The sequence below is a fragment of the Edaphobacter sp. 12200R-103 genome (assembly GCF_010093025.1).
Lineage (GTDB): Bacteria > Acidobacteriota > Terriglobia > Terriglobales > Acidobacteriaceae > Edaphobacter.
In genome coordinates, this window is the sequence record NZ_CP048114.1 from 701,942 (window position 1) to 715,163 (window position 13,222).

9 protein-coding genes are annotated in these 13,222 nt (G+C 59.9%); 2 read left to right on the plus strand and 7 right to left on the minus strand.

What is annotated here, in order from left to right; translation table 11 throughout:
* Window positions 1-131 precede the first annotated feature (131 nt).
* The 4 genes from uvrA to ileS all read right to left on the minus strand — a co-directional run bounded on the left by uvrA (window position 132) and on the right by ileS (window position 7,847).
* The gene (gene uvrA, locus GWR55_RS02975; protein WP_162400931.1) at window positions 132-3,149 is read right to left on the minus strand and encodes an excinuclease ABC subunit UvrA; all 3,018 of its coding nucleotides are present in this window, start codon (window positions 3,147-3,149) and stop codon (window positions 132-134) included.
* Between the two features lie 110 nt (window positions 3,150-3,259).
* Entirely contained in the window at window positions 3,260-4,165 is a 906-nt protein-coding gene (locus GWR55_RS02980; RefSeq protein ID WP_162400932.1) for a DUF5996 family protein, read from the minus strand.
* A 61-nt stretch (window positions 4,166-4,226) separates the two neighbouring features.
* The gene (gene lspA / locus GWR55_RS02985; RefSeq protein WP_162400933.1) at window positions 4,227-4,793 is read right to left on the minus strand and encodes a signal peptidase II; all 567 of its coding nucleotides are present in this window, start codon (window positions 4,791-4,793) and stop codon (window positions 4,227-4,229) included.
* Between the two features lie 141 nt (window positions 4,794-4,934).
* On the minus strand, window positions 4,935-7,847 hold the full coding sequence (gene ileS / locus GWR55_RS02990; RefSeq protein WP_162400934.1) for an isoleucine--tRNA ligase: 2,913 nt from the start codon (window positions 7,845-7,847) through the stop codon (window positions 4,935-4,937).
* A 343-nt stretch (window positions 7,848-8,190) separates the two neighbouring features.
* Here ileS and GWR55_RS02995 point away from each other — a divergent pair, with 343 nt between their 5' ends.
* Window positions 8,191-9,270, plus strand: a complete 1,080-nt coding sequence (locus GWR55_RS02995) for an energy transducer TonB (protein ID WP_238398603.1) — start codon at window positions 8,191-8,193, stop codon at window positions 9,268-9,270.
* Window positions 9,271-9,343: 73 nt separating this feature from the next.
* On the opposite strand, the gene GWR55_RS03000 is transcribed toward GWR55_RS02995, so the two are convergent.
* The 3 genes from GWR55_RS03000 to GWR55_RS03010 all read right to left on the minus strand — a co-directional run bounded on the left by GWR55_RS03000 (window position 9,344) and on the right by GWR55_RS03010 (window position 12,108).
* Window positions 9,344-11,056, minus strand: coding sequence for a methyl-accepting chemotaxis protein (locus GWR55_RS03000; RefSeq protein WP_162400935.1), 1,713 nt, complete (start codon window positions 11,054-11,056; stop codon window positions 9,344-9,346).
* A 61-nt stretch (window positions 11,057-11,117) separates the two neighbouring features.
* Window positions 11,118-11,444, minus strand: a complete 327-nt coding sequence (locus GWR55_RS19050) for an energy transducer TonB (RefSeq protein WP_202925574.1) — start codon at window positions 11,442-11,444, stop codon at window positions 11,118-11,120.
* 58 nt (window positions 11,445-11,502) lie between these two features.
* Complete coding sequence (locus GWR55_RS03010; RefSeq protein WP_162400936.1) at window positions 11,503-12,108, minus strand: class IV adenylate cyclase; 606 nt, start codon at window positions 12,106-12,108, stop codon at window positions 11,503-11,505.
* Window positions 12,109-12,159: 51 nt separating this feature from the next.
* Between GWR55_RS03010 and GWR55_RS03015 the strand changes: the two genes are divergently transcribed.
* Complete coding sequence (locus tag GWR55_RS03015) at window positions 12,160-13,203, plus strand: L-threonylcarbamoyladenylate synthase (RefSeq protein ID WP_162400937.1); 1,044 nt, start codon at window positions 12,160-12,162, stop codon at window positions 13,201-13,203.
* The last annotated feature ends 19 nt before the right edge of the window (window positions 13,204-13,222 follow it).

Sequence of the window (13,222 nt, forward strand, 5' to 3'; positions counted from 1 at the left end):
AATCCGGAGGGAAGGAAGAGTGACTTCTTTCCGTGCACGGACGGAAACTCCTTCTATCATCCTGCAAAAACCACTCGGATTCTTCGCGGCGTTCAGAATGGCGGAATACCGCTGCAGGCGATACCGAAGCCTTATGCCACGACTGTTTCTGCATGCGGTGCTGGAGCAACCGGCTTGAGCACGGGCGCGAGCCAGTGGCCGGTGTGCGAGCCCGGGTTAGCGGCGATCTCTTCGGGAGTGCCGATGGCGACGACCTGACCGCCACGGCTGCCTCCCTCTGGTCCCATGTCAATAATCCAGTCCGCAGACTTGATGACGTCGAGATTGTGTTCGATGACCAGCAGTGAGCCGCCACCGTCGATCAGTTTGCGGAAGGCTGCGAGGAGTTTGGCGACATCGTCGAAGTGCAGACCGGTGGTAGGTTCGTCAAGGATATAGAGGGTGCGGCTGCGGGCTTTTGCAGCGGCCTCGTTGCCGTTGGAACGGTTGAGGGCGGAACGTGTTGTCGCGAGATGCGAGGCGAGCTTGACGCGTTGCGCTTCGCCGCCCGACAGAGTGGTGGCAGATTGGCCAAGGCGCACGTAGCCCAGTCCAACCTCGTCGAGAACGTAGAGCTTATCCACGATCTTGGGATGCCCGGCGAAATAGACCAGGGCTTCTTTCACGGTCATGTTCAGGACATCATGAATGTTTTTGCCCTTGTAACGAATCTCAAGGATAGAAGATTTGTAGCGTGTCCCGTTGCATTCTTCGCAAGGAAGTTCGACGTCGGCAAGAAACTGCATCTCCACCGTTACCGTGCCGTCTCCTTCGCAGACGTCGCAACGCCCGCCGGGAACGTTGAAGGAGAAGTGTCCGGCGGTGAGGCCGCGGCGCTTGGCGTCGGGCTGTGCGGCGAACAGAGCGCGGATATCGTCGAAGGCTTTGATGTAGGTCACGGGATTGGAGCGGGGGGTGCGCCCGATCGGAGACTGATCCACGAGCACAACATCGTTCAGGTGCTGGGTTCCCGAGATCTCTCGGTAAAGATTGGTAGGATCGACACCGTCATTTGCGCCTTCCTGCCCCAGTGCCTGAATGAGTGCACGGTACAGGACCTGATGGACCAGTGTGGATTTCCCGGAGCCGGAGACTCCAGTGACGCAAACGAGCATGTTCAGGGGAATCTCAACATCGACTCCACGCAGGTTGTGAATGCGTGCACCTGTCAGCTTCAGACGCTCGCGGCCGGGCTCGCGTCGATGTTTTGGAATAGTAATGGAGGCACGGCCCGAGAGGTATTTGCCGGTGATGGAGTTTGGGTTGCGCGTGACCTCAGCCACCGTTCCGCTGGCGAGCAGCTGCCCGCCAAGCTCACCCGCGCCGGGGCCGAGGTCCAGCAGATGGTCGGCGGAACGGATCACGTCGGGATCATGCTCGACGACGAGAATTGTATTTCCAAGATCGCGCAGCTCTTCCATGATGTGGATCAGGCGCGCGGTATCGCGGGTGTGCAGGCCGATAGAGGGCTCGTCGAGGACATAGAGTGCGCCGACCAGGCGCGAGCCGAGCGAGGTTGCAAGCTGAATCCGTTGGGATTCGCCTCCGGAGAGCGTAGAGGAGAGCCGGTCGAGCGTCAGGTAGTCGAGTCCAACCTGATCGAGGAAGTGGATGCGTTGGCGAACCTCTTCGAGGATCTTGCCGGCGATCTCAGTTTGCGAGGGAGTGAGACGGAGGGCAGTGAAGAAGTCTCGCGCGCCGATCACAGTAAGGGCGGCAACTTCGCAGATGTTCTTGTCGTTCAGGAGAACGGCGCGGGCTTCTGCACGCAAGCGTTGGCCACGGCATTCGGGGCAGGTTGCGTAGCCGCGATATTTTGAGAGAAAGACGCGGACGTGCAGCTTGTACTTCTTCTGCTCAAGCGCGTTGAAGAATCCACGGATGCCGGGGAATGATCCGGAGCCGTCTTCGATAAAGCGCTGCTGCTCCGGCGCCAGATCGTACCAGGGGACATCGGTGGGAACTCCGGCGGCTTTGGCGGCACGCAACATCTCGGTGTGATGCGGGCGGTACTTGGTCGTGGTCCAGGGGGCAACTGCGCCCTGCGCGAGCGTCTTCGACTTGTCGGGGATGATGAGGTTGGGATCGAAGTCGATAGTGTTGCCGAAGCCCTGGCAGCGCGGGCAGGCGCCATAAGGGTTGTTGAAGGAGAAGAGACGCGGTTCTGGTTCGCGGTAAGCGCGATGACAGGTGGTGCACTCGAAGGCCGAGGAGAAGCGCAGGGTGCGAGGCTCACCTTCGCCTTCACGAGGTACCGTGAGGAAGCGCACTTCACCGGATTCACGGTAGCCGGTCTCGATGGCGTCAACGATGCGCGAACGAATCTCGGGCGAGAGGGCGAGGCGGTCGACGAGGACGAAGATGGGCTGCGAAAAGTCCAGTTCGAGCAGAGACTCGGGGGTGGAGAACTCGACGACACTACCGTTTTGAAAGAGGCGGTTGTAGCCGCGGCGGCGCAGCTCCGTCAGTCGTTCCTTGAGCGAGTCGGTGAGATCGAGCGACGGAGCTGGCTTTGTGGCTTTCGTCGCTTTTTTCGCTGCGGTCTTTCTTGGTTTCGGAGATTCAGGGGGAGTCTCGGTGGAGGAAGACTGCATCGGCTCAAGCTTTATGTCCGCCCGAACGATTGGAAAGAGCGCGTAGACACGGGCACCCTCCGGCAGCGCAAAGAGAGCATCCACGATCTCATCGACGGTGTCGGTCTTCACGATGCCGCCGCAGTGCAGGCACGTGACCGTGCCGCAGCGGGCGTAGAGCAGACGCAGGTAGTCGTAGATCTCGGTTGCAGTGGCGACGGTGGATCGCGGGTTGCGCGTCTGGTTCTTTTGCTTGATGGCGATCGCCGGGGCGAGGCCATCGATGTGATCGACGTCGGGCTTCTCGATGCGCTCAAGGAACTGGCGGGCGTAGGCAGAGAGCGATTCGACGTAGCGGCGCTGGCCTTCCGCATAGACGGTGTCGAAGGCGAGGGAGGATTTACCAGATCCCGAAACCCCGGAGACGACCGTGAGGGCATTGTGGGGAATGTCCACATCGACGCCCTTCAGGTTGTGGGTTCGGGCTCCGCGGATGGTGATCTGGTTCTGGTTCTGTTCGGGCGTCTGAGTGCTCATGGCCAAACTTCTATTTTCAGGCATTTGGGCGCTGAGCGCGAGTTAACGGCTGTACGCGAGAGAAGAGAGGTGGTGGCTGTGGCTCCCTATGTTATTGAAGAAGAAAGAGTCTATGGATTTGGCGGTCTTCGTTCCAGAGATGCCCTGTCCCACTTTGCCGAATCTGCTGCGGCATCATAGGCGCTCTGGATGAACTCGAGCAGGGCATCGTCGGGTGAGGGCTGGCGGCGCATATCGTCGTATTTGAAGACGAACTCTCCAAGGTTGTTGTCCCAGAACGCCGCGGAGGGAAGGATCTTCTTTTCCGAGAGGCCACCGGGCACGGGAGCAGCATAGCAGTAGAAGGCTGCTTCGCCATATCCACCGTTTCCAGGCCAGAAGCCGGCCGAGATAACTTCATGCGAGTAGGCCTCCCGCTGGATGGAATCGGCGCCCTCGCGCGGCGGTGCGGCCCGGCCGGAGAACCGCGTGACTGCAAAGTCAAAGCTCCCCCAGAAGAAGTGAATGGGGCTTACCTTTCCCAGAAATCCCGGCGCCCAGGCGCGAAATACCTTTTCCGTGTGGCGAAGCACCTGCCAGAAACGATGCGCATACTCCGCATCATAGGCGTGATGCACCGTGTCCTGATCGAAGCGGATGGGGTTTTGCACTTCTACCGGCATCGGCCATATCTCTACGGAGACTTGAAGAGAGTCCAGGCATCGGAGGTACTCCCTGTAGAAATCGGCGACCGACATCGGTTTCAACGCGAGGGACTCGTTCTTTCCTGATCCCAGGCGCATGCGCAGCACATGCTCGAGGAAGTCGAACTCGATGTCGAGAACGTCGTTCTGGTATTCCATCGCCGAGGTTCCCAGGCCGCGTGCCGTGACATAGAGAGGAACGTTCCACCAATGATTCTGCAGCGGAGTAAGCGCGAGGCGCGTCTTGCCGACGATCTGCGTCCACATGTGCAGGGTGTCCGCCGTGTCAGACCATGCGCTCCAGGGTAGCTCTGGCCATGCTTGGTTGCTCATATCGCCTCCCTCGTTCTCGCGGAGAGGATATCACCATGAAGTTACGAATGACGGCTGGGTTTTATGTTGAAGCTTTACCGTCTTCCGGCTGGGGTCGAATGATCTCGATCATCAGCAGGCAGGCTCCGATCACGATGGCTGAATCGGCAAAGTTGAAGTCGGGCCAGTGGTAGGGGCCCAGGTGGAAGCCGATGAAGTCGATGACGTAGTGATAGACGACGCGATCGTACAGGTTGCCGACGGCTCCGCCGAGGATGAGCGCCAGAGCGATGCAGGTAAGGTTGAGGCAGCGGCAGGAACGCATCAGCATCATGCCGACCACCACGACGGCGGCGACCGAGAACAGAATGAGTCCTCGGCGAACCAGGTCCGGCGAGGCGGTGTCGGCGAGGAAGCTGAACGCAGCGCCCGTGTTGAGGACGTGGGTGATGTTGAGGATGCCAGGGATTACCGTGTGCGAGCGGCCTACGGGCAACCGGTGGGTGATGAATTTCTTGCTGACGTGGTCAGCGATGGCGACGAAGGCCGAGAGCGCAAGTAGGAGAGGGAAGTAAAAGTTCCTCCGGTTCGCAGGCTGACGGGGCTTGGGGTCGAACTCGGTCGGCGGATACTCGTAGCGCTCGGACATCGGTCTCGTCTTACTCCATCGAGAAGAATTCGTTTGTTGCTGCAGTTCGCAGGCTCAGAAAGGGGACCTCAGGGGCCGAAGCCCCTCTCTTCTGTGTTATTTGTTGGCACGGCTAAAGCCGTGGCCCTTAAGCAATACCGTCTACTCTGCATTCTTTTGAGCTGCATAAGGAGGATACCTGATGGCGGCAAGAGCATCGGCACAGCGCAGGCAGACGGTGGGGTATTTTGTATCGTCGCCGACATCGTTGGTGTAGCGCCAGCAGCGCTCACACTTGGTTCCTGTCGCCACCTTTGCCAGAATTCCGGTGGTGATCTCCATAGCATTGTCGGAGGTGTCTTTGAGCGTGACCGAGGACACGTTCATCAGCTCTGGCAGGCTGGATTCGTAGCGCTTCAGCAACTCGCACGAGGACTCATCCAGATCTGCAGTAAGGATCTCGAGCGAAGCCTCCAGTGCCTTGCCGATCAGCTTCTCATTCCGGCCCTCTTCCAAGGCCTTCATCGCGATGGCGCGGATCCCAAGCAGTCGCTTCCAGTCCTCCTCAATCTGCCGGAGGCTGGTTAGCCCAAGGTCATTGATGTTCAGGAAGAGCGCCAGGTGGACACTGGCCTCACGTCCTTCGACCTTCGGCAGCGCCTGCCAGACCTCATCTGCGGTGAAGCTGAGGATGGGAGCAACCAGTCGGGTAAGAACTTCGGCGATATGCCAGAGCGCAGTCTGGGCGCTGCGGCGTGCCGGGTGATTGGGGGCAAAGGTGTAGAGGCGATCCTTGAGGACGTCGAGGTAGAGCGCGCTCAGGTCAGTGTTCGTAAACTCATTCAGCGCGTGGTAGGCGCGGTGGAACTCGAACTCGTTATAGGCTCGGCGGATTTTCCTGTCCAAGTCGGCCAGCCTAGCGAGAATGTACTGGTCCAGCGGTTCCAGCTTTGCAAAATCGCGCTGAGCATTCGTAGCTGGGTCAAAGTCGTGCAGGTTGCCCAACAGGAACCGGAAGGTGTTGCGCAGCTTGCGGTAGTTGTCGCTGACGCGCTGCATCAGGTTTTCGCTGGCGGCGACGTCTTCGCGGAAGTCGACGGAGGCGACCCACAGGCGGACGATCTCGCCGCCCAGACGCTTGGCGATGTCGACTGGATCGACGCCGTTGCCGAGGGATTTCGAAAACGCGCGGCCCTGCTCGTCCAGAGTCCAGCCTGAGGTGGCGACCATCCTGTAGGGCGCTTTTCCTCGCACTGCGACGGAAGTCAGGATGGAGGAGTGAAACCAGCCGCGGTGCTGGTCGCCGCCTTCGGTGTAGAGATCGGCGGGCCAGCGCAGCTCCGGCTCGACGTCGAGCACGGCATGCCAGCTTGCTCCGGACTCGAACCAGACATCGAGGATGTCCATTTCCTTGCGGAACGCCGTGCCTCCGCACGTGGCGCAGGCGGTCCCGGCTGGGAGCAGCGTAGAGACGTCGTTGGCATACCAGGCATCGGCGCCCTCTTTGTGGAACAGCTCAACGATGCTCGTGTTGACCGCTTTATCGTTCAGGGGAGTATGACACTTCTCACACAGGAAGACCGCGATGGGAACGCCCCAGATGCGCTGGCGCGAGATGGTCCAGTCGGGCCGGGTGGCGATCATGTTGGAGATGCGCTCCTGTCCCCAAGCCGGATCCCACTTCACGTGGGCGATCTCATCGAGTGTGCGCTGACGGAAGGTGGTTAAGGAGCCATCCGGATTCTGCATCGGCGTCTCCATCGAGATGAACCACTGTTCCGTAGCGCGGAAGATGACGGGATTATGGCAACGCCAGCAGTGCGGGTAGGAGTGATTGATCTCACTGAAACCCATCAGAGCGCCACGCGAGCGGACCAGCTCGACGATGGCAGGATTGGCTTTGAAGACCTGCAGACCATCGTACTCGGGCAAACCGTTGCGGAGCCGGCCAGAGCCGTCCACATCGCAGGTCTGGGGCAGACCATAGCGGCTGCCGGTGGCGAAGTCGTCCGGGCCGTGCGCTGGCGCGGTGTGGACGGCTCCGGTACCCTGCTCGGTGGTGACGTAGTCGGCGTTGACACCGAGGATTTCGCGATCCAGAAATGGATGCTGGAAAGTGACGCGATCCAGCCGGTCGCCCTTGAAGCGGGAGATTTCCTTTGCCTCGGTCAGGCTGCAGGCCTGGCGAGTCGGCTCCGCGAGGGCTTCGGCGACGATATAGACGTTGTCATCGGTGTTTTTCAGGGCAACGTAGTCCAACTCCGGGTTAAAGGCAACGGCGAGGGATGCGGGGAGCGTCCAGGGGGTCGTGGTCCAGATGATGGTATAGACCGGAAGGCCCGTCAGCGAGGAATCTATGGCTGCCGGATCGCTGGTAAGGGCGTAGCGCACATAGATCGAGGGCGAGGTGTGCATCTCATACTCGATCTCAGCCTCTGCCAGCGCTGTTCTGTCGTGGACGCACCAGTAGACCGGCTTCAGACCTTTGTAGACAAAATCATTTTCGAAAAAGCTGTAGAAGGTCTCAATGATGGCAGCCTCGTAGGCATGCGACATCGTGAGGTACGGTGAGCCCCATCGGCCGAAGACCCCAATGCGCTCAAACTGCGACCGCTGCAGGTCCACGTACTTCTGGGCGTACTCGCGGCAGGCCTTCCGGACGGCGAGCGGGTCCATCTCCAGCTTTTTGCGGCCCAGTTGCTCATCTACCTTGATCTCAATGGGAAGGCCATGGCAGTCCCATCCGGGAACGTAAGGGGAATCGAAACCGGCCATGGTCTTGGTCTTGACGACGAAGTCCTTGATGCATTTGTTCAGCGCATGGCCCAGATGGATTGCACCGTTGGCGTAGGGAGGTCCATCGTGCAGGATGTACTTCGGGGAGCCGGCGCGGGCTGACCGGATCTGCCCGTAAAGGTCCTGTTTCTGCCAGGCTTCCAGGCGAATGGGCTCGTTGACCGGAAGGTTGGCCTTCATGGCGAAGGAGGTCTGGGGCAGATTCAGGGTTGACTTCAGGGGCTTTGCCTGAGGTTCGGTCTGGGTGTTCTCGGGCTTGCTCGCAGTTACGTCCGGCATTGTTTCCTTTGGCTCGCTTTTCGGGGTCCGATCAATATCTATTGTATCTGGGCCAGCCTATGTGACGGAGTCGCAGACGCACCGGCGCCCGGAATCGAAAAGAGACAGGATGAAACTCCCCCCTAGAATTACGAGACAATCAGACGGGGATGCGCGTCCAATGAGACGAGCGTAACGGGGCGAATCTTTGTAGAATGTTCCCGGAGCCAGTTGCCCTGCCTTCGCGGTAGAGATGGAACAAGTCGGCGCAGACCGGCAGAGATGGGAGATGGTTTGATTTCCCGGGAATAGCGGCTGCAAGATGGAACAGACCTTCTTGCAGCGTCGAGGCACAGCAGCATAAATGGCGAATACTTGGCTGAATTCAACGGATGAGGAGACCCGGGAAGCAGGTCCGAACCTGCATCCGCTGGCGGATGCTCCGAAGCTGAACGAAGAGACGGAAGGCTCGATGTGGGCTTCGCTCATTGCGAACCTGCGCGATCTCTTCAACCCGGTAAAGCAGGCTCCTCTCCAGCTTGAGTCGAAACCGGTCGAATCGGATCTCGTTATTGAAGAAGAGGGCGTCTTCACCTCGCTGAAGAACAGCATCATGGATGTCTTCTTCCCCAAGAAGCTTCCACCGCTGGTGCTGGAGTCCAAACCGATCGCGGTTCCGGATCTTCTGAAAGCAAAGCAGGATCCCAAGGCGACCGGAAGCGCCATTGCTATCTATGCGTTGCTCTTCCTAATGTTTGCGTGGCTGGTCCACAAGAAGGTTCCGTTCGCGGCTCCAGTAAAACAGCCGGAATTGACCAATGTGACGATTCCACCGCTTGCCCCGATGAAGGCGAAGTCCATGGGCGGTGGCGGCGGTCAGCGCGGACCTACTCCGGTAACCAAAGGCACTCCGCCGAAGTTCGCGGAGACGCAGATCGTTCCTCCCAAGGCTCCTCCGCTGCAGGAACCGAAGATTAAGATTGAGCCTACGGTCGAGGTCCAGAAGGATGTTCACATGGCTTCGAGCATTCCCCAGATCGGCGTGGCGAACTCGCCGCTGGTCGGGATGTCGATGGGGAACGGCTCAGGCACAGGTCTGGGTTCGGGCAATGGCTCGGGCATCGGACCGGGTTCAGGCGGAAATACCGGAGGCGGCCCCAAGCGAATTGGTGGCGGCGTCTCTGCGCCTCAGCTGATCTATTCAGTAGAACCTGAGTTCTCCGAAGAGGCTCGTAAGGCCAAGGTCGCTGGAAACGTGTTGGTGAACCTTTGGGTCGACACCAATGGTCTTCCTAGCCACGTTCGCGTTATTCGCGGCGTCGGCATGGGCCTGGACGAAAAGGCGGTCGAGGCTGTAAAGCAATATCGCTTCAAACCGGCGATGGAGAACGGCAAGCCAGTCCTGGTGGAATTAAACGTCGAGGTCAACTTCCAAATCTTCTGATCTGTTTGCTGCACAAGCCAGAAGGGCCTGCCGTTGCGGCAGGCCCTTCCTGTTGGTGTTGCAGTTTGGATGTTTATGCCGCCTGTGCGGCGTGGTTCGGTTGCACTGTTAATACACTGCCGGGACGTGCCATCTTTACCGTGTTGGACTGCAGGCGGAAGCGATCCACCTGCTCTTCCAGCGTGACGGCGGTTGTGCGCAGCGACTCGATCCCTGAGGCGGTGGTTGCCATACCTGCAAGGTTCTCGTTGCTGAGCGAGTGGATGGAGTCCAGGCTCGCCGACGACTGGTCGGCCGCGGCTGCCTGTTGCGAAGCTGCAATTGCAATCTGGGTGATCATCTTGTCCACGCGCTCCGCCATTCCGATGATGCGCTCGAGCGCCTCGCCGGCCTGGTTGGTAGTCAACACGCCCTGCTGCACGGTGCCGGTGCCGCTCTCCATGCTGGAGATTGCGACACGGGTGCGGTCCTGGATCTCCTGGATCATGGTTGCGATCTCACCAGTAGCCTGGGCCGTGCTCTCGGCCAGGCGGCGAACTTCGCCGGCGACAACGGCGAATCCACGTCCGTGATCGCCGGCGCGGGCCGCCTCAATCGCGGCGTTGAGAGCCAGAAGGTTGGTCTTGCGGGCGATCTCGTCGATCACAGTAACGATCTGCGAGATGCGCTTGGAGTCCTCACCCAGCAGGCCCACCGTCGATGAGGTTTCGCTCACGGCAGAGGCGATGGAGTGCATGGAGCCGAGCACCTGTTTGACGATATCGCCGCCATCGCGCGCCGTCTGTGCCGCGCTGCGAGCTGTCTCTGCGGCAGACTGCGTATGGCGCGAGACCTCGGCGATCGAGGCCGACATCTCCTGCATGGCCGTGGCAGCCTGTTGTGTCTGCTGACTCTGCTGGTCGATCCGGCGATGGATCTGATCGGAGGCGGAGCGCATGGAGGCTGTGCTTCCTGTCAGCGCGCCTGCCGTCTCAACGACTGTCCCGATGATGGAGCTGAGGTTCGACTGCATCTTCTGCATGGCGCGGGCGAGTGTGCCGATCTGGTCACTACCGTACAGATGACTCAGCTCATCTCCGGTCAGGTCCCCACCTGCGATAGCATCCGCTCGTTCAGCGACGAGATCGATGGAGCGGGTAATGCGGCGAGACAGCATGAACGAGATGCAGCCACCCACGAGAGCACCGATGATGGTCGCGATCCAGAGGGTCCATAGCGTCGAGCTGTTCGCGTGCTGCAGCTGCGCGATCTCCATATCGGCCTGCGTCATCTGGGAATCGCCAAGGTCGCCAGTCATCGAGAACATCGACTTCTCAAGCGGAAGCACCTGGTTCTGGAAGATGTCGTAGGCCTGCGCAGTGCCCTGCGAGGTTTTAGTCTCGTTGAGCTGTTCCACCTTCTCTTCGAGAGACTTTAGCGAGGCCAGTCCGGATGCGATCTCATGGATGCGCGTGGTGTCGTAGCCCAGGTTGTTGCCGTCGGCATATTTCGTAAGCTTCGCCATCGAGTCGTCTGCCTGGGATAGGTACTGCTTGCGGGCGTGACGGAATGTGGCCGACGAAGTTGGGTCAATGCCGAACAGCATGTACGACTCGAGCGCATGGATGCTGTAGAGCATCTGCAGCCGGAGATCGCGCGTTGCCGAATTGATCGGAATATGCTGGGTCGTGGCGCTGGCGGCGAGGCGATTCGCCTCCTGGATCCGCATGGTTGCCGTAAAGGCGCTTAGGAGCATGGCGAAGATCAGAGCGCCTGTCGCCAGGCCAAGTTTCTGTTCGAGTTTCATGAGTCTTCCCGTCGCAGAGTGAAGTTGAAATTGAGGTTGGCCGTCGGACTCCGACGAACGCTTACTGGGCATTGAAGTTCACGTCCACCGTCATGCTGGTGGTATCCGCTGCGGGCTCGAAGCGCCAGCGGCGCACGGCCTCCTGCGCGGCGTTACCCAGCAGGGCATGGCCCGATTCCACCTTGGCGTCGGTCACGGAGCCATCCGGAGCAACCGTCAACTGAAGCACAACGACGCCCCCGACATGCATGCGACGTGCGATCTCGGGATAAACAGGAGCGACCTTGCTGACAACCGTGCGGCGTCCCGCAGCCAGAACGGTGCTGGAACTAGCTGCCAGCAGGGCTAAGAGGAAGAGCGAGCAGAGAGAACGGCGAGAGAGTAACAAAGGAGTGCCTCCGAAAATTGAATTTCAGAGACTGTATCGGCAGGAAAAGGCTTCCGCTTTAATGCGCGGCCATGACAGGAGCTGGAATCTCGGCAAACGTAAGATTTTCGGCAGAGCTTCCGGTACGTTGTTTCCAGTTGAGGAAGAGCGTTCCGTAGCTGTCGGTGATGCAGGTTGCCGGATCGATATGGAGAGCAGTTAGCGTGCGATCGATCCAGTCGATCGGTCCTTCAATCTCCGCATAGTTCCCGATGGGGGTTTCGTCGACGACTACATGGCCTGAGGGCTCGGAGCCGTCAGACCACTCGGTGCGGTACTTCTCGTAGGTGAAGACCGGCTGATATCCGAGGCGTTCGAAGATGGAGGCCAGGGCCTCTCCATCGCCAAGCGTGGTTTCGGTCTCGATTCGTACCTTGTAGCGCGAAGAGCTGGGTGCACTCTGAGGATCCGCGAGGCCTTTGTGCGTCACGGTGTAGGTGTCACCATACTGACGTATCCGAAGAATCTCGGTGCGGGACCGCAGCTCGCGCGAAGGCGTGTCGTAGAGCGTATTGTGTTCGAAGGTGCGTGGCGTCTGTAGATGGAATCCCAACTCGCGAAGCCGCGATTGAAGAGATTGTGGATCGGTGATGGGGAGCTTGAGTTCAATCTCAGCATTCGCCATGAAGTGAGTATACGGCCGTTCCGAGGCCGCTTGCGACGATAGGATGGAGATATGGCCGGTGGAAAAACAGAGCGCCTTACAGGCGAGCAGGGAATTGTACGCGCCGCAGAGATTCTGCGTAGCGGAGGAACGGCCGCGTTCCCGACCGAGACCGTCTACGGTCTGGGAGCGAATGCTCTTGATCCTGTTGCGGTTGCGAAGATATTCGCTGCCAAGGAGCGGCCCGGCTGGGACCCGGTCATCGCGCATGTCAGCGACCGTGGGATGGTAGATCAGATAGCGGAAGTTTCCAACGAGGCCGGACGGCTGATGGAGGCGTTCTGGCCGGGGCCACTGACCTTACTGCTTCCACGGAAAGCGACTGTGCCGGATTTGGTCACGGCAGGTCGGTCGTTGGTTGGTGTGAGGATGCCGGCGCATCCTCTGGCTCTGGAGCTTATTCGCCACGCCGGAGTTCCGATTGCCGCTCCGAGCGCGAACCGCTTCGGGCGGACGAGTCCGACGACCGCGGCTCACGTGTTTGAGGACCTGGATGGCCGCATCGACGCGGTTTTGGACGGAGGGCCAACCCACGTGGGGCTTGAATCGACCGTGATCGGGCCCGCAGAGGATAATTCCGGCTGGCTGATCTATCGGCCCGGCGGAGTCTCGAAGGAGGCACTGGAGCGGGTGCTCGGTGCCAGTAGGGTGAAGATGTTTCGTCCGGCGGAGCTACAGGGCGCGCCGGAGAGTCTGCCCTCGCCGGGAGTGGGGATTCGGCACTACGCTCCGCGGGCGAGACTGGTCCTGGTAAACGTAGCTGGGGAAGAGAGCGTCCCGCTGGAACAGCGGCTGGTGGAGACGATCGACCGGCTCGGAGACTCAAAGGCGGAGATCGGTGTCATGCTGCCGGATGGCTGGAATGCTTCCACTGCTCCCTTGATCTTCCGCTGGGGACCGTGGACAAAGGGAGAGGTGCTTGCGCGACGTTTGTTTGCCGGGTTGCGCGAGCTGGATGACGCGGATGCAACCGTGATCGTCTGCCCGGTGCCGGAGTTCGGGGGAATCGGTGAGGCGATTCGCGACCGCCTGCAGAAGGCGGCGCGCGAGAAGTGATCCGTTTACGCTCGCAGCA

Excerpts from the sequence above, each read along its gene's own strand:
- GWR55_RS02980 (WP_162400932.1), bottom strand. The coding sequence starts at position 4,165 with ATGAGCAACCAAGCATGGCCAGAGCTACCCTGGAGCGCATGGTCTGAC.
- GWR55_RS03000 (WP_162400935.1), bottom strand. The coding sequence starts at position 11,056 with ATGAAACTCGAACAGAAACTTGGCCTGGCGACAGGCGCTCTGATCTTC.
- GWR55_RS02995 (WP_238398603.1), top strand. The coding sequence starts at position 8,191 with ATGGCGAATACTTGGCTGAATTCAACGGATGAGGAGACCCGGGAAGCA.
- ileS (WP_162400934.1), bottom strand. The coding sequence starts at position 7,847 with ATGCCGGACGTAACTGCGAGCAAGCCCGAGAACACCCAGACCGAACCT.
- GWR55_RS03010 (WP_162400936.1), bottom strand. The coding sequence starts at position 12,108 with ATGGCGAATGCTGAGATTGAACTCAAGCTCCCCATCACCGATCCACAA.
- lspA (WP_162400933.1), bottom strand. The coding sequence starts at position 4,793 with ATGTCCGAGCGCTACGAGTATCCGCCGACCGAGTTCGACCCCAAGCCC.
- uvrA (WP_162400931.1), bottom strand. The coding sequence starts at position 3,149 with ATGAGCACTCAGACGCCCGAACAGAACCAGAACCAGATCACCATCCGC.
- GWR55_RS03015 (WP_162400937.1), top strand. The coding sequence starts at position 12,160 with ATGGCCGGTGGAAAAACAGAGCGCCTTACAGGCGAGCAGGGAATTGTA.